Here is a 19,394-nt window from a genome sequence, read left to right on the forward strand (position 1 = left end):
ATTTATTCTCCAAAATTTTTCTCTACCCAAATATAAGTTTGATTAGTAGTAGCCATCTCAGATGGCATTGCATACTCCCTGGTAGTATTCTTTATCCACGGTAAATGGTAGAAAAAAGACTCCTTTGTCTTTTGATCTGTAATCATAACCAACCTTCGGCCATCACCTAATTCATAGAAACTTGCCCCTCCAGACCCTAACATTTGCATAGTCATATTAGTACCAGACAATATTAATCCTGTTAAACCAAATTTAATAGGTATATATTTTTTAACCTCATCCTTGCCTTTCTCTAAAATATATTGAAGTCTCGCTCCGTCAAATAAATTACTCTTCATTATCTCTTTTATCATAACATTATCTTTGCCATACATCAGGCTATTTACAGGCCCGGCACCATAAAACCAGTTATCAAAAATAGTTTGCCAATTCGCAATATTTTTATCTCTTAGCGTATAACCTCTAATATATCTTGAATCAGATATCCAATTCCTATAACCATTCTTGGTATTTACAATTTCCGTCCGGCCCTTTTCCTTTCCATCTAAATGATGGATAAAATCAACGCCATCTTCATCACCTAAATCTGAGACCTTCCTTTTTATTTCATTTCCATCTTTATCATGCTCCAATTCATATTCACCATCTAATGCACCATTAGGGTCAACTCTTAATACTGGACTATTCTGAACAAAGTTGTATGGCGATAACCATTCCCTTTTTTGAAAAACCGGATCCACACTCAAAAATCTTCCTAACCTCGTATCATACACCCGCATTCCATAGTCCTGCTGATTTCCCTCTCCTTTGACCTCATTATCATTCTCCTTACCATTAAATCCATATCGATATCCACCGGCATTCCAATTTCTTCCAGGCTGCAACATCCCAAACGGATAGTAATCCTGAGCAGAAACTAAATCCGCTTCATAATGATCGATTAAAGTACTGGCCCCGGTTTGAGAAACTGATATCCTTTTATCCGTTACAGTCGCCAGTACATTGCCCAAATGATTATTCAATTCAAAGATCTTTTCTCCACGTGTAAAGGTACGTTGTATTCCATTAGCAATACCGCAAGATAACACAACTGTAGCATCCTGGACCGTATGAGTTGTCACCATGCCCAACCGGCTGCTGCCATACAAATGCAATTCACTTTGGGTCAGGGCGCCACTGGTCGTTTTTGAATACACACTAAGCACATTTCCACTACCATCCCGTACATAAGCTGTAGCGCCCGATGGTGTTTCTTTTAAAATCCGGTTGTCTAAAGCATCGTATACATACTTCGTCATAACACCATTCCTGTTAATGCTGGCGATCTTGCCGGTAACAGTCCAGGTAATGTCAAGACCCTCGGATTCATCTCTTGTCAAATTGCCAATTTCATCATACTTATAGTTATCATCTATCTGGTTCTGCTTAATGTCGTTGTATTTACTATAATCCGTTGGAGAGGCATCCAGCGCCCGGTCTTCTACTTTGTGTAATTTGTTGGTCTCAGGCGTATAATGATAATACAATTCATCCATCGCCAGCCTTGTGGCGTCCCCATTACGCAGATAAGAAAGGATATTTCCATTGGGGTCATAACTTACCCTTTCTTTATAATCATCCAATGGACTGCCAGGAGTAAATGTACCTGCTGCTATATCCAATCCATTATACGTATCCATTGCCACCAGGCGGTTCAACTGGTCATGGTGGTAGTTGTATACTTTGCTGGCGCCCAGTTTGGGAATATTCACCGCCATGGCAGCGATATTTCCATTATACAATGATACGGCGCTGCTGCCCAGTTGCCCTAATACAGAAGTGGTTGGCTGCGCATATCCAATAGGATTATAATCGTTATTAAAATAATGCAAACTAAATCCATATGCATCCTGCGCCACAGGAAAGGCTTCCCCTGTATTGGTTCCATTGGCCAGTGTACCGCCAAAAGCCGGGTTCACTCCTTTCAGCCAGCCATTAATGGTATAGGCGTAATCCTGTTTCTGCACCATCAACTGACCAAGCGTGGTACTTGCCAGCGCTCCATGTTTATAATAGTCATAGTGCGCTTCTTTCTCATGGAAATAATTCAACATCACCTCATCCCTGCCGCTGTACACATCGGTAATCCGGTTTTCGCCATCGTATTCATACCGGAAATAGTAGGCATCGTACTCACCAGGTTGGTAACTTATCTTATTCACATTTCCGGAAATAAGATCATAATCGTAAGCGATCTTTTTGATCCGGTTGCCGTTCTGGTTCATAAAGTTCGGAGTTGTAGGATTGCCAAAATCCTGCACCATCGCATCTACATTTCCATGCACATCATACGTATAATAAGTAGAGGAAGCTGCAAAATCATCCGTGATGTTATTCCATAACTGCGTATAGGAAACCCGGTTCCGCAGATTGAACTGATCAAAATGATATCCGTCAATTAACCCAATTTCTTTATCATAAATGGTTGCTACTACATGATTTTGGGTATTGTATGCACTGTTATACCAGGTATCCAGCGTCCCTTTATCTTTCGAAGTAGCATCGCTCATTGGAGTGGAGCCTGTTAACTGTGATGTGAGCACAACACGCCCCTGCTCATCGTACTTTGTATAACCATACACATTACCGGGAGTAACAGCCTGTTTTGCGTTCTGGCTTACGACCGCTCTTCCCACCAGATCGTACCAGAATTTGTTAATACCCGCATCCGGTGTTTTTTGTTCAGCCACCTTGTCGAGGCTGTTGTAGTGGTACCTGGTCTCCAGGGTATGGTCTGGTGTTGTTATGGTGTACGGCAGCCCATTCTTCATTTTCTCCCGCTCGGCAACCACCGCATCCAGGAAGCTTTTGGTGTAATTGGGCTGTACGCCTTTGGGTGGAACCGTTTTTACCAGGTTACCCGCCCGGTCATAATAATAAAGGGTGTAATGGTACTCTTTCGGCTGATAATTGACAGTAAAGGTCTCTACAGCCGCCAGACATTTTGCCTGGTAGGCAGCCGTAAAATCATCCATTACCTGCCGCTGCAGGTACTCATATTGTATAGACGCCTTCAATTTAGCACCGCTGGTAACTCCATCACATGGCGCCGGCGGATTGCCGGCCGTAGCATCATTTAACGGTTTATCATCCCGGCAGATCGACAGGTCGCTTTGAGTTGCTACACCGCCGAGGCCGCCAATGGGGCAACCGTTCACATTGAATTTATCAGCATAATACATCCAGTTAAACTGCAGCCCTGTTTTATAGTTCACATATTTCGCAAACAGGTCATTCCATACAATCATATTATCGGGCACAGTACCTGTGAAAACAGGGGTTTGACCGAAGAGGGTATTGAATGAAGTTTGCAGATCAACGAATGCCGTACAGTTAAAACATTTTGCGATGTTCTTATCGAACCCGCATACCAGGAAAGCCGGCAGGGGTTGTGGCGATACCAATGGTATGGAAGTAATGGTTTGGCAGCCCTGACCTGGGTTAGAAGCCGCCGTACGGCAAGACTCACATCCGCCCGGATCCGTATTGGGCGGACAAATCTGGTACGACTGGCCGCATTTTTTCAACCCGGCATACAGTTCGGGCGTAATGATCTCATGATATGTAGCCGACACATACTGATTAATGTCATTCAGCGTAAAGGTCGGAAGCCCGGCCAGTGTCATTTCCTGCAATACCTTATTCCACTGGGTACAGGTACAGGGTTCTACGGAGCCGGCAGTTGGTTTGGCCACTACCGGGTTCATGCCATAAGGTTTCGGAAATTCAATGCCATAGGGATGGCAAAGTTCACTAACATCAATACCCTTATCATGAAACACCCCTAGGATCACCTGCTCAAAACTCGTATAGGTATTACCACTATAGGCAGGGGCCACTGAAGCAGCGCCCATTGGGTTGGCCGCATCGGTACCGTTGCGGCACACTTCCTGCATTCGGCTGATAATGGTATTAAGTATGTCTGCTTTATCGGACCTTGCGTCAAGCTGCGGACAATTGAGCAACGCCGCCTTCCAGGCATCGATATAACTATCGCAGGGATGTCCATACGAAGCTGCCGTTCCTGCAAAGTCGATATTGGGGAAATTTCCCTGGGCATCAGGGATCACCCCCGTCCACTCGTTGCTGCCGGGGCTGGCTGCATTTCCATTGCCCTGCGCAGCTTCGGCCAGATTTTTAGGGAAATTAAGTCTGTACCCATCGGTAAGCAGCGAGGTATTTTCATCGCCCCTGCCCCCTGCATTAATAAAGTCGTTTACCATTTCGTTGCGCACCTGTGTATACAGCCCTTTGTACACCGTCCACGCCTGTGACTGCATGTCAGCGGTCAAAGTAATGTTAGCACTACCGTTCCATATCGCACTGCCTGTATTCGTAAACCCAACGGGCATACTACCATAACAGGCGTTCCTTGAGCCATTATCCATAATAGTATTACAACCCAATGCATTGCCATAGGCCATTTGCCACATCCGGTAACCGTTTGTTCCTCCATACATATAATTGGCGACGGCATTTGCATTTCCTCCATTGTTAAAGAACGGATCATCGGGAATGGGGTCATGCGGAGTTGTATTTGCCTGCAGATTATCAATAAATTTATATTCGTCGCGCAGATTGTTCTCTGCGAATATCAGCTTACTATATTCCGGATGGTATTTCAACAAAGCGTTCCCCCATGAACTTTTGAATTCCTGGCCGAACTCCTCCTGCGTCATTCCCTGTAAAACATTGGCGGGAACCGATGCATCGACATTACCATACTCATTGAAATAATTATTACTCGCCGGCGATTCATTTTGTGGATACCTGTAATACGGCTGCGCAGAAGATCCACCACCGGTCGATAAAATATTGTGCTTATTGTATGTATTGTTGCCCGATCTATCCGGATCGCCATATTGCCCGGTGAAAGGCACCATATCGGCCAGCATTTGCTGCCTGATATTTGCTAGCGTATTGGATACTTCGGGATCAAGGGAGGAACAAAATGCAACTGCCGCATCATATTGGATCCTGATATCGTTTACCTGTTCGGGCGTAAGACTTCCAACTGCAACATTAATGGAAGTTGCATAATTATTTTCATAGGTGTTAAAGTCGCCTATCGTTGTCATACACTTGCTGCTGGTGAGCGTTTCAGCATTTTCGCAACCGGAACTACTTATATCCGCATCCTTAATGGTGGATACTAACTGCACCAATGTACTGCACACCCCTACCCCGTCTGCACCGTATTGGGTGATCAGCTCCTGCAACCAGGCCTGATTGATCGTTAATGTTTTTCGAACATTCCACGACCCTACGCCCAGGGTATAGGTATCGTTCCAATCGATATCGGTGACCGCTGTATAACTTTTCCCATAGGAAGGGCGTTCGCCGGTTTCATCCACCACAGCGATCTGCCAGTCGAATTTGCAATCGTATGTAACGGTACCATTATTACAGGAAGGCAGCGTTATCGTTTGCTTATTGAGCTTATACACAAATTTGTAATCGGTACTATAGGGCACCAGCATGCTGTTCACCGATTCAATACTGGTTCCCTTCACCACATTGGTTTCTTTCGTCAACAGGTTCCGGGTATTGTCTTCATACGGGGAATTAACATTGCTGGGTAAGGCCTGCTGGGTTGATTCCCCTGCCAGTGCGGTGGCAATGGTGCGCCCCTGCATATCCAAATAACTTACACTCATCTGGCCATTGGCATCCTGCACCATATTCTTGAAGTAATGGGTCTTGTCACCCACTTCTGTTCCAAACAAAGCATCCAGTTCATCCTGCTCAGGCGTACCATAAAAATATAAGGTTTCATGCCCACCGCCCATTTTATGCGCATCGCCGGGCGCACTTTGCCGCATCAACCGGCCTGTTCCATCAGGCTGATAACGGGTAACAGAATACGGGTAGCCATTGGCAGCCGGAATGTTTTGATCGACTCCGGTCAGGTGATCCGGGTTCTGATCACTGTAATACCTGGCCGCGCCTGGTTTTGAAGGGTCCATGGGCGTGGTCCCATAGTAAGACGTGGAAGCAGAATTAAAATCGAAGAAATCGGCCGGATTCGTATTATCTGCCTGGCCATTGAATTTATTCAGATTTTTTGTATAAGCTATAATATTATCAATACCTGGCGTAGGCAGTACCTGCACTGCAGGCCGGCCTTCCATGTCATACATGGTTTCTGCCACAACGGTCTGGCCGGTAGTGTTGTCTTTTGTTACTGTCTGGCGTGACCGCAATATTCCATCGAAATACTGAATAACAGATTTACGTTTTCCTTTTTCAGCATAAGAGGTGGTTACCTGCCAGTTCAAATTAGCTTCATGTCCGTCAAATGGAACTATTTCTATATTACTCCATGGGCCATCACTGCGGCTGCCTGAAGGCATTTGATTGACGGCTCTTAACCGTACATACAAACTGCCTTTCCCATCGTACAACAAAGGAATGTCATAACTTCTGCAGGTAACGCATTCAGGGAGGTCCAGGCGGGTTGCCCCGGCTTTAAAAAGCAGCTCCGGGTCAAACTGATTGTTGCTGTTCCTGTAGTCATCATCCATCAGATCCCCCAACCAGGCCCATTCCAGCTGCACGCCATTGTTGTTGATGGTGGTATTGGCCGGAAGTTCCCAGGTTACATGCACGGCATCGGCGTTGGTGGCCGGAACAACATGCTTCAGGTCATATTTCTTATTATCTGCCAGTTGGTAATACCGGGTGGCCAACTGCGTATTGGTCAGTTTCACTACATCAGCAGTATTGAAGGACACGCCATTCACCGTTATAGTCGCCGGCGCATCCAAAACCGTCACACGGGTATATTCCGCGTTTTCAAACATGAAATAGTTTATTGCATCATATTTAGCACCGGTGCCTTTAGTGTAATTAACTGTAAGTCTAACATCATTCTTATTACATAGATTGGCCGGATCATGACCATACTCTACCTGCAACAGCACACTGGCAGTAAAATCGCCCGGAATATATTTATCAGTCTCTTCAAGTACCTGTAGGGCCAGTACATTTTTAATGGTATGGGCTAACGACTGGTCGCCGGTGGCATTGTACTTTGTTTCTATTGGCGCGCCTCCGGTTACCATCGGAATGATGCTTGTATTCGGAATATCGTCTATTCCCGAACCATACTTACTCAGCCACTCCTCCTGTGAAATCACGGTAATTCCTATTTGCGCCGACCTTGAACCACATCCATCAGTAACAGTATAGGTTATGTTTACAGTTCCTGGTGCCTCCCCTTTTACTATCCCTCCCGGATCTACCGTAGCGGTTGTATTGTTGCTGCTGCTCCATACTCCGCCCGGCGTATTGTTTGTTAATTGAACTGAAAACCCTTTTACACAAGTAGTATTACTGGCTGTAATATCACCAAGTGGTTGACAAACATAAACGACAGCTGAGTTGCTAAGCAAAGTACCTAACTTAGCACGGAAATAACGGGTTTCATAAAGTACGCCGGGATCAAATGGTAAACTCGAAGATTGAAAACGAGCATCTGACCAATTGACATTATCCGATGACCCCTGCCATTGAAATAACTTGGGTATTCCCGGATTTAAGATGGTCAGCGGAGCTGCGGCAGAACCTGGCAGGATAGATTGAGATGCAGGGCTGACAATAAACGTCTGCGTATAAACTTTAACATTCAACAACAACATTATTACCAGCAAGGCACACACGGCTGCATGTCCTCGTATGGATAGGAATTTATAAAAGGATGGCATAGAAATTCTTTTAATTGGTTGTTTCTTCCGGGAAACTATATTCTTATTTAATTCCGTTAACGGTTGTACCTGCTTTAGTCCAGACTTACATTGTAGGTTTCATACCCCTTTGCAGGCTGGTATTCATCACCGGCTGTTTTCACCACCCGGTCCTGCACCTGCACCGGTGCCATTTTTTGCGCATGGTTAATGCTGGTAAAATGGCACGCTGTCACCTGCTCCTTCACTACAAAAAATAATTGCCCAGCTTTCACATTCGTAGTAACCAGCCGTCCTTTCCAGGCTGCATCTCTGCCCAACGCCACATATGTTGCCGAATCAACCGGCACCATACTTCTTTTTACCTGTTTATACTGAAGCGGCTGATAATTATCGGCATTGTAATGCACATCGATCATTTCCCTTTCAAGCTCAGTTCCGGAGATCCTGTCCCGGCTTTGCAAAATGATCCGTTTGCCGGAATGCCCCTCCTCCTCCATGGTGGCCAGAAATCGTTGTGCCAATTTTTCCATAGAGGTATCCGGCATAAACGAAGCAAGGTTGTTCCCCTGACTATAAAACTGTAACCCCTTATTGGGAAACACCTTTATAATTTGGGCCGCTTTATTCACCAGTACCAAAACGGAATCATTGGCCAGTTGCTCCATGCCCTCGGCCTGCATATAAAACGCGTGGGGGTCGTAATACAGGGTCATGTCTGTATCGGCGCTATCACTTGCCAGCACGGTTGGCGTAACATAGTGCGTAATATGCAGGTTTATTTCCACAGGCCATTGGGTATTCCATTTACCCAACCTGGCAAACTCCTGAAAAACAGCTGTATTATCCCTGTTTCGTTTATTTCGTTGTGCAGTAGCAGTTGCCGTTACCAGCAACAACACAGCCACTACCGGCATGGTTATCCGCCTCATGCTTGAATAATTCGTCATTGTTTAACTGATGTTTGTATGGCGCTTCTGGTTTCTGTTATCGTTTTAATACCTTCTTTGGTCTCCATTTTCTTTCGGATAAGCGTTCCTTCTTCATCGTATTCGTAAAAAGTTGCGTAGTTGTTGGCATCCAGTTCCGCTGTCAACCGAAGGTTCACGGGGTCATACACATAGCTTGTCATGTTGGCATTATAAGGGTGAATGCGGATATCATCGAAATAGATTGAATTAGTACTGTTGTTGATGAAATTAAGTGTCATATCATCAATACCTGCCGGTGTGGTAAACTCACCCTCAATCCGCTGCCAGCCATCGATTATAGGACCAACAGGATTCATAGTTACAGTCTGCGCCGGATTGTACTGAAATTTAACCTGCACCTGACTGTGCGTGTAAGTATATTCTTTACAGGGAATGCCGTTGGCAGCATCGCCGCAGGTTTCGTGCACCCATGCGCTCAACAACATTTTTTTATTTGGCGGAGCAGAAAATCCCGGATGATACATGTTTTCATTGGCGACAATAGGCTGATCATATTGACATGTATTTAATGTACTGAGCGATTTATAACCGGCTATATCGCCATTGGCATCTACCTGCGATGAGGGAGGATTATTGAAAAAGTGGAATTTATATCCACCCCAGGGAAGCAGTTGTTGATTTATATTATAATCAGTTGCAGTCACACTTATATGACCAGTGACTTTATAGATCCCTTTTGGCAAGCAAACCCTGTATTCATGGCGCCATAGGCCAGCCTCAGATATTAATTTAACTTCTTCAAAGTTAATATAACCGCCATGCTCCTCAATCGGAGTAAAATTAACACTCATACTAGCCGGCACAATTGCGGGAACGTTTCCCAGGTAATAATTCCGGGCCTCCGTATAATAATTAAATGTTCCCCCCTCAGTAATTTCAATATACTGATCTAAGTCAAACTCATATTCAAAATATCCTTCCGGATGCGCCCAGGGGGTATATGACTCCAGGTTTAACGTTAAATCCATACCGGCATCACCCGAATACTGTACTATAAAGGGATAGGTGAATAAATCATCTGGATACTGCCAGGTTATCGTAGTATTCATACCTCTTTCTGCAAGGCGATTGGGTACCATTCTGGTAAATGGCAGGGAATAATCCTCAGGCACGGCCGTTTGTAGCAAATTAACGTGTTTTACCATTGTGCTGTTGTGATAAACTTCCATCATATATTTTCCGGAGTGCGGCGTAACAGGAGCCATATTCCGGTCAACGATCCTCGAATTCGCAAATCCATAGAAATCGATATGCTTTTTTGCCTGACCATTAAACTGGACGGAATTAAGTGATTCTCCATAACTGTAATCTTCAAATCCTTCGGCAAACATTTCATAGTACCTGGCGTTATTTGCCATTGCCACGGGTATTGTTTTATTATACCCATACTGCACCGATGTATAGATACCCAGCGGGTCCATGGTCTCTAATTCGAGTCCTTTTGTATTTAACATGTTCAGCTTACTGTTCCACACCCATTGTTTATTCTGAACATCGGGTAACATATATCCTGGCTGCTTTATCCAGTAAGGTTTGAAGTTTAACAGAAATCCATTATCAGCGATATTGGTTTTGTTATTGAAATCTGCCGCTTTTCTTCCATCATAAAATACCATTGACCGCCAGCTATGGAAATTGCCCAACAGCCCTTTTTGGTATGGGTTGACATTCTTTTGGAGATAACCATTTGGGTCTTCTGTCACCTGATAAGCGCAAGTAGCCGGATTCATATCTTCCCTGTATCGTTTAAACTGATCATTATCCGTTTGCCATTTCTCGCGATACTCGACAGCAGAAGCATTGATAACCTTTTGTGCGTTTGCAAAAGATAATGTTCCTGATGCCAGCGGATTATCCATGCTGGTAATAGCAGCGACCGACTGTTCCAGCATATTGCGGCGGCCACTGCGGATAATCCGGAATATAACGCCCGTACGATTATACAACAACCCATCTTTATCCATAAACACCAGATCAGGCGTACCACTGTTGATAGCACTATTATCCCTGTTCTTGTCATAAGCCCAGATCAATTTCGTGTCTGCGGAAGAGCCTAAAGGACACGAAGTAGCGTTACCGGGGTCAAGTATATAAAGTTCATCGCCGCTTTCAATAGGAATACCCGGATTATTATATATTCTCCCGTCAATAAAATCAACACGTGAATAGGCAGTAGCGTCTATATTTTTATTAGCCGGCCCCATACCACTATATGCCCAGTAGGCAGGATATTTGGTATTGTAAACCGGCATATTAAATTCATTGTTTGTGCGGCTTACTAACACCTGGCCGGTTTCTGCATCATAGGCCATGTTTTGGGTCTCTACTTTGCTTCCCTTATCCATTACCACTGTCCTGTCGAGCACTGCATGGTAGTTGACAACTTTGGTGGCTGTTACTGCCCGGTAAATATTTTCGGTTGTTCCATTGATCTGCCAGTAGGTGGGAATGGGAATAGGTACCCCCAGGATATAAAAGATATCGACGTTTGCCTGGTGATCGCGACTGGTCCCTTTTACACTAAATTCCCGCGCATCGGTCATCAGTTCTATGTCAACGCCCATATTGCCATTGAAAACAGTATTATTATAGCTATCGACAAACGCAAATTGTTCGTTCAGCCCGTTTTCCCCTGTATTGCGATAAAAATTCTCCGTATAACTTATTTTACTCTCCGGGTCAGTTTCAGCATACGAAGTTTGTGACCTCATTTTACCATGCATATCATTGGTAGCTACCAGGAAGCCCTGCGACTGCGCTTTATAGTCATACGCGTATTTTTTCAGGAATTCTTTTGAGGAGTTCTGGTGAAACTCCTTTACGTCAGTTGGGGTATAACTATACGATACAGGATAGTCTTTTGCCGTATAAAATTCAGTGACCTGCCGGCCAATACCTGATCTTGATTTATTGGACCCTGTTGTTCCCGCATGAATGGAAGTGACGGTAACTTTGCTGTATCCTACCACCGACGAAGGGAAGAATGCATCGAGTACCGGCATTTCCACGGCGCCATAGGAAGTTGGTCCCATTGGCAGATCGTCTTCTATATTAATAATAGATTGCCAGGGATTTTCTTCGCCGCCAATAGAAGGCTCATAAGATGCTACCCCACTGCTGATGGTACGCGCCTTTCCATTGAAAGTTTCAGTAGTTTCATAATTGTATTTTTGCCCGTAGGAGGCCGTGTACTGGTTGGTCATTGTATTCCAGTTGTCACGCAGCACAACCGATTCAACCCGGTACCCGCCGCCGTACTTATAACCTTTCGGCGCATTCAGGCGAACAAAACATTTCGATAAGTCAGTATTTTGTGCTTTGGCATCTTTACGGAAGGCGAGCACGGGATCAGTAAAGGCATCACGTAAGGTATGTACCATATCTATCAGCATATCTCCTACCTGCTTTAGTGCGGGTTCACCTTGGATATCATATCCCTTGAATGCCTGGCCGGGCAACTGTTGCCGCAAGTATTCAAGCGTAGTAATTGACAAGGGGCTTTTTCCACCAAGTGGTTTCATTTTAACCCAAATGATATTTTTATCTGTGCCATCTACGCCATAGTCTGTCCCTTCCACTTCTCCAAAATTTGCATAACAGGGGATATATTCAGCGCCTTTAGGCATCCCCACCCAGATCTTGAAAGCCAGTTGCTTAATGCCCTCCAAATACATTTTACTATCGCCGGGGTTAACACAAGCCTCCGGCACCCTTATAAATACATAGTTATTTTCCTCCTTCAAAAAATAGTCGGAAGGATATAACCGGTTAGTGGATTTGCTGAAATCATTACTGTTGCCAAAACCAGCCACATTCATCATCATGGCAGCTCGTTTATTCTGCACCCAGGCGTAATCATCACTTTCGTAATTCACTTCTATTTGCCCGCCCGATGGCAACGTTATTGTTTTCAGTGCCCAGGCGGCGGCATTGTTGCCCGATGTAGTTTTATCCTGGATAGTATAAGGGTAATCCCGGTTTTTCAGTCCGCCCGGGTTTTGGTCTGCCGGTTTATAGGTACCCCATCTGTCTGCCTCAGCAACGGCATAACCGGGATTGTTCCCGTACGAAAACATGTACCGGCTTTTTTCCTTTTTATTTTCCTTTCCATTAAAAGTAAAATAGATGCCCTTTAAGGTGAGCTTACCGTTGTCGGCCAATCCGGAATTATTGTCTGGCGTATTTTTACAAAGCTCCCAGGTATAGTCGAAGTGTACTGTTTTGATCGGTCGGGCTTTAGCCAATCCATTTTTCAACAGGTCAGCTTTGCTGTACAACGAGATCCTATCCAGGGCCTTTAAAAAGTTGCTGTTATTAATGCCTCCATATTCATTGACAGTCCCTTTCCCATCGTACCTGTTTTTCACAAAGAACAGGGCTATCATATTTTTAGATTCAACGGAATGCAAATACCAGGACTCCCGTTCCCCATAAGAGATCATGGCCTTATCATCTTTTTTCTCGGAACGGTTTTCTGCATTGAAGTTGCCCGTCAATTCAGTTGTATGCGGTGTGCGCCATTTATAAACAGAATCGTTACCTTCTTTTATTTTTGAATAATTGAATTTAACGGCCTTGCCCAGGTCATCTTCGGTGATCCCGTCATTGGTCACATCCACATAATCCGGCGACAAAATACCTGATAATAAAAACGAATGCGCATAGGCAGGCATTGTTGAGATCTGTACGTATCCATCTACAGATTCCTGATCAAGCATCGGGGAGCTGGTTGAAGCCCACCCATTTTCTATTTTGATCTGGTCAGGAATTTCGGTGTAAGGTGTATTGACAGAGAAGGTAAAATCCTTTTGTTTGATATTATAAACCGGGATACCGTATACATATCTTTTACCATCACTTTCGGTTACATTTATTTGCGAGATGTGGTGCTTCTTACGGTTCTTACCATCCGCATCAACTCTTTTAATTGGGTAATAGAGCAAGGTATTCTTAACATTATCTAAAAAGTTTACGTTGTCATAACACTTGATATCCCTGTCTAATCCAATGTTCGACGCTTCTTCAGCAGTTAAAAAACTGATCACCTGTGAACGGCTGGCGCCAGGTACAAAATTGGCATTGGCGCCGGCGAGTGAAACAAATTGGGGACCATTACCTCTTACGGGCCGGCTATCAAATGCAAAAAAATCAAGCCGGGGTTCAATGGTTGGCGCCTGCCCTGTTCCACCCAATGCATAACGCACCAGGTTGGTGCCACCCACATTATCAAAACGGCCAAGCGGTGAAACCGTAGCTTCACCCGGGTTGCGGAAATAAACAGAACCAAAAACCGTTTTGGGTTTTGTAAACCCGGTAAGCCCGCGAAGCTTATTTCCATTTTTCCACTCACCAGTGGTGGAGGGCGTATTTATGGTTTGCAGATTGGCGCCAAAATGCCCCGGCAAATCTACATCGCCCCCACCGCTGGTGTTCTTATCTTTTGACGTAGTTATATTATCCCTCACATACCCTAAGTCATATCGGTAGGCCCTGATATTGCCACCGGTGCCCTCGCCCTGAATAGCAAAAACATCATAGGTATACTGAGGTACTGAAATAACTTTCGTATTGGGGGTAACTTCCCGGTCATTAAAACGGGTAAAATCCATTACATATTCAGGATGGTTCTCTGCGTTCTGATAATACAGATAACCCACCATCGGTTTTGTCTGCGACACATCGGATGGCGCCACTTCTGATTTTTGTCCGTATACCTCCGCTTCAACATCCACAGCACCGCCGAAAGCACCAGTTCCTACTTGTAACCGTGCGGACCATGCCGTATTGGTAATCGGCATCCGGATAATTGGTAGATAAGACGGCTTTGCAAAAGTGATGGCAGTATAATTCACGCCACCCAGGCCATTTGTTTTGAAGGATTCCTTTATCATTTCGTTCTGCCGGTCGCTCAGTTCTTTGCTCTGGATCTGGTTAAAAAAAACCTGTTCATGGATGTTCAATGCTTTTATACCCGACCGGGAATTATAAGAGGTTGAAACACCTGCGCTCCCATTAAGCGTCATGTTTTTGTACATAACAGCTGCCCCTAATGATACGCCACCGGAAAAAGAGGCGCCTGCCCTGCTATTTATATCGATGCCCCAATTAGCACTTGCTGCCAGCGAGGCACCAAATTTTTCGTTTCCACTGAACTTGGCTATACTAAATAAACTCGCACTGCCTCTTATCCCCGCATTCAATGCGGGCCCGAGGTGGTTATTGAACTCAGCCCCTAATTCAACAGATACCGGTATTTTAATGCCCATCAATTCTGCATCAGCACCAATATTGGCGCCCCAGGTTTTGTTGGGTTTCACCTGTTGCTCCTGGGTTAACTTATCCTCGCCATTGAAATCATCGGGTATGCCGCGCATATTCCGGTTAACATTGCCCGGATTTATATTCCAGCCCAACCCCACCCAGCTTGCTTCCTGCTCGGGCGTAATACCACCGCTGTAATAGATATTTATCGGATAACCGCCTACATCCAGTAACGGAATATTATAGCTGAAATCACCGGTGAATAAATTCACCAGATTGTTTGCGTTTACCGATTTGAATGATGACATCTCCGGCTGACTTGGGCCCCCAATGAATTTTTTACTAACCGCTTTGGTTGTCTTCTTATTTGTGACTTCAGCCGCTTTATGCGGAGCAGCAGCCATATTGCTTTTTTCAGGCATAAACCCGGAACCACCATAATAACTTGTTCTGTTCACAGGCATACTGCGCGCCCCTAACGGCAGCACAACGGATAAATAAAAAACAAAAAGGTAGAATCCCGCAATCTTTCTGCAGTGACGACTGGCTAACTGTAAGATCATATAGCTACAAAATCTTGTTAATAGATTATTTTGATACACTGAAAGAAGCCCGGTAATGGGTCATCTTCAGATCGGTAAGCTCTATTGAATAAGTGTTATCTGTTTTGAAGGAATGATCGAGTTTAAACTCCATAAAATTGCTTCCATACCCGATCGTTCTTTTTATTTCCTTTATTACTTCCCCTTTTTCATTCAGGAATTTTATAACCGCTTCATGGTCCTTGTCGTAAGAATAATACCGGACCCCCAGCACATCTCCCTGAATAATGGCCTTACCGGTATATGCACCCGAATTCCTTAAGTCCAGGTACATTCCGTTAACAGGTGTTAACTTTTTGGGCGCATCCTGCGATATTCTGAACGTCCATACCTCACTTTGCGCCGCGAAGGTTTCACCATTCTTTGCAATCACCCGCCAGGCATACACTTTACCGGTATCGAGCGTTTTGTTAGAGGAAGGATAATTGTTGACCATAGTAGTAAGGCGACGCACATTGTACACCGGCAAATTCTCCTGAATGGCAGCGCCGGCCGACTGATCGGGTCTCACTTCTGTTACCAGCAGGTCGTAATTCAGGTCATTGAATAATGTGACCGGCGCCGGCGGCAGCCAGCTGAATTGCGGCCAGGGATTTTGAATGGTAGCTGAATCAAACGGCATAGTCAACTGCGGCGGACTTAAAGGCTGTACATCCAGCATGATACAATTCTCAGCCAGTACCCTCTTTTCTTCTTTACCACTGATGTATACTGTATAACAGGCCTGGTAATTGCCTATTGGCATCAATGCATCAGACAATCGGCTGAATGCGGGTGAAGCATATTCATAATCTACCGGCTCAATGTCGGCAGCTTTCAATTGCTTCACTCCTTTATTAAGCGTAATGAAACGGGTGTACGCCGTAAGGGCCGGCTGGTTATCTGACAGATCGATCAGGGTAAGGCCAACCACCACATCAAAAGGATCATTAGCCGAATTGATCAATGCCAGGTTCCATAACTGTCTTTTTTGTACAATACCTGCCGGTGGCTCCTGCACAGAGATAGAGATCTGTGCATGGCCTGCAACCGTAAGCAACACCAGAAACATTACATATAAGGATCGCCTGTTCATAAGGTCTTTTTAAAATGTTTTATAATAGGTCAACCTGCCCGTTCTGTTTTTTACCAGTTGTTTATTTAGGGCCGGCAGGTATCCTTCATCTGTCATTAATTGAATATCCCCGAGCTTCGGTATCTTCAAATTAAGGTTAGCGTTATAACCCCATTGGGTTTGGGGATTCAAACTGTACCGGATCATTTTACCACCGCCGCCAACGGAAACGATCTTATTGATCATAACCTGGCACGTGTTCTCGAACGTGTACATATTGTAATCGGTACCGGTACTGAGTGAAACATTTCCCATCACCGAAAACTGGTCCCAGGCTACGCTCTGGCTAAACAAAATATTCTTTGAATTATAATACACAAAACCCGAGTCGGTGGCTGAATTGTAAAACCGGCTGTATACCACGTAGGAACACAATTGTGCCTCCCTGAAATTATAATTATAACCAGCGCTGCCGGTAAGTGTGTAATACCTGCTTTCAGAATAGGCATCATCACCGGTCTTGGTAAGCTGGTATGATGGATAATAGCCAAAGGACAATACCGGCCATTTTTTTATTCTGAGGTTTGCCTGAAAACTGGCCAGCAGCGAAGAACTTTTATAAGCCGTAGTAACAAACGGATTGTTGTAATCATTCTGCTGCAGGGAAGAAATCAACGTGAGTTGTTTTTTAAACAATGGCTGCTCCAGCTGTGTCTTCCACTTTAACTGGGAAGCGCCAGTGGTATAGGTACTAAAGGATTGAAAGTTCGCTCCTGTGTACTGCAGGTTACCACTAAAACGCGTACCCGTTTTAGGGAACCGGGAAAGTAATTTAACCGAATACGCCTCATTGCTTCTTTCACTGAACCGCGTCACTGCATTCATCCAGCCCTTGCTTTGCAGGCTGTCGAGACTGTAATACGGCATGGTTGACTTGGCCACTTCGCCAATGAGCGAAATATTTTTATTCAGCGCATAAATGCCTTCGATGGAAATACCGGCCAGGTTGTATTCGGGAATACCACCAGCGGGTTGCGAGGCAATGGAGGCATTAAAAAACTGCCTTTTACCTGTATAATAGGTGAAAATAATATGATTGCCATTCTTTGTTCCTTTACCAAACCGGGCCAACGCCAGGTATTGACTGGAACGGGCATGATTGGGAACGATATAATCCCTGAACCGGTAATCGACCTTCCCGACAGCAACCGCATAATAATAATGTGGGTTGTATTCAACCTGCAAACCGGTAATACTTACATTCTTTACCGAAAGCTCCGAATAATCAGCCACGCTTCGGCCTATACTAAACGACTGTAGGCTGTAAAGCGTTTTATACCCTTTAGGCAAAACCGAATCCGGCACCTTTAACTCATGCAACTTGTCCTCCAGCCCCTGAGCATCTTTTGCACTGTCTATCTGTTTCTTCAGGCCGGCCAGGTTGGTTTGTTCCGCTGATCTGATTTTTTCATAGGCGGCTTCCAGCGCATGGTACTCGGCAATCAGGCTGTCTAATTGCTGTTTTTTCGCATCCAGGCTATCTTTATACCTGTTGTACTTATTATCAGCACCGGCGCTGTCATTATTCAACTTTTTAAATAATAATTTTAAGCTGTCGGTTATAACATCGCGGCCAGGTACATTCGGTTGCTTCAATTGTTTTCGGGCTTCCAGCAACAACCTTTCCTTTTCTTCCAGGATCTTTTGTTTAAGATTCGGGGCTTGCAGGTCCATGCTTACAGCAGAAATGGCCAGCATTTTTTCGTTCAGCACGCGTTTGAGCGAATCACGTAAATTATTTTGCGACAACAGGTGCTGCTGCACCGCATCGAAAACCTGTTGTTTGAGCTTTCGTTTAAAATCGGCCTGACTGAATTGAAAATTAAGATCGGTGTACTTTCGGAACAGGGAAGAATTGCTGAACCGGCTGGTCACATACAACCGGAAGGGATATTTCTCTTTGTACAGCAGATCGAGCCTTGTTTGCACGGTATGCTGATACACGTTATTCTCATTATAAGGCGTATCTATCCGCGAACGGTAGTTTACATCATATAAGATATTGCCGGTAACTTTTAGCAGCTGCGGACGTTTAACCTCAGGGGCTATTTTTTTAACGGAACCTTTTTCATCAGTAAATTCAGCGGCAGGAATAGCGAAATAAAAAACATCGTGGAGTTTGCCGCTCACCGGCATCAGGATCATATTCGGCCTGGCCTGCTTGCGGGGCATAGTATCAGTACCACTCACATATAGCCGGAAAGCCACCGTATTACTACGATCAGGCCGGTTTGAACCGGAAACACCGGAAGCCCTGGCAAACGAGAGGACACAGCAATAGAATACGGTTACGGCAAGCAGCGTTCGCACCTGTTTTGGTTTAGAGGTTATAATATCTATAACTCGAAGATATAAGGTTTAGCCCCTCATATCAGTTTTTCATATGGAATAATTAAGTCACGGACACATGTAAAACAAAACATACATTAATACAAAAACACATCATTTATATTAGACCAGGAAAAGTATAAAACATTTACAAAAAAAGATATTCTTTTTAATAGGTGTGCAATTTCAGCAATAGACGTGCAGATTTTGCCGATAAGTGTGTAAATGACATTCATGCATAACTCCGGCGACCACCCTAAATATAATAAATAACAATACTATTACACTGCGAACAACCTATACTAATATTTTAATATACCAGCATGTTTATGGAAAAATACAGCGGCAACAGGTCATTAAAACAACAAAGGAA

Annotated in this window: 5 protein-coding genes; all 5 read right to left on the bottom strand. The window is 44.5% G+C overall.

What is annotated here, in order from left to right; genetic code table 11:
• Window positions 1-2: 2 nt before the first annotated feature.
• The 5 genes from BMX95_RS18630 to BMX95_RS18650 all read right to left on the bottom strand — a co-directional run bounded on the left by BMX95_RS18630 (window position 3) and on the right by BMX95_RS18650 (window position 19,003).
• On the bottom strand, window positions 3-7,745 hold the full coding sequence (locus tag BMX95_RS18630; protein WP_081202528.1) for an RHS repeat-associated core domain-containing protein: 7,743 nt from the start codon (window positions 7,743-7,745) through the stop codon (window positions 3-5).
• A 74-nt stretch (window positions 7,746-7,819) separates the two neighbouring features.
• Window positions 7,820-8,674 (bottom strand): hypothetical protein, encoded by an 855-nt coding sequence (locus BMX95_RS18635; protein WP_081202527.1) that lies wholly within the window; start codon window positions 8,672-8,674, stop codon window positions 7,820-7,822.
• The gene (locus BMX95_RS18640; protein WP_081202526.1) at window positions 8,671-15,540 is read right to left on the bottom strand and encodes a hypothetical protein; all 6,870 of its coding nucleotides are present in this window, start codon (window positions 15,538-15,540) and stop codon (window positions 8,671-8,673) included. The genes BMX95_RS18635 and BMX95_RS18640 overlap by 4 nt, the downstream gene beginning before the upstream one ends.
• Window positions 15,541-15,565: 25 nt before the next feature.
• Entirely contained in the window at window positions 15,566-16,654 is a 1,089-nt protein-coding gene (locus tag BMX95_RS18645; protein WP_133053985.1) for a hypothetical protein, read from the bottom strand.
• 9 nt (window positions 16,655-16,663) lie between these two features.
• Entirely contained in the window at window positions 16,664-19,003 is a 2,340-nt protein-coding gene (locus tag BMX95_RS18650; protein WP_081202524.1) for a hypothetical protein, read from the bottom strand.
• Window positions 19,004-19,394: the final 391 nt, after the last annotated feature.

The sequence above is a fragment of the Niastella yeongjuensis genome (assembly GCF_900110245.1).
Lineage (GTDB): Bacteria > Bacteroidota > Bacteroidia > Chitinophagales > Chitinophagaceae > Niastella > Niastella yeongjuensis.

Excerpts from the sequence above, each read along its gene's own strand:
- BMX95_RS18635 (WP_081202527.1), bottom strand. The coding sequence starts at position 8,674 with ATGACGAATTATTCAAGCATGAGGCGGATAACCATGCCGGTAGTGGCT.
- BMX95_RS18630 (WP_081202528.1), bottom strand. The coding sequence starts at position 7,745 with ATGCCATCCTTTTATAAATTCCTATCCATACGAGGACATGCAGCCGTG.
- BMX95_RS18645 (WP_133053985.1), bottom strand. The coding sequence starts at position 16,654 with ATGAACAGGCGATCCTTATATGTAATGTTTCTGGTGTTGCTTACGGTT.
- BMX95_RS18640 (WP_081202526.1), bottom strand. The coding sequence starts at position 15,540 with ATGATCTTACAGTTAGCCAGTCGTCACTGCAGAAAGATTGCGGGATTC.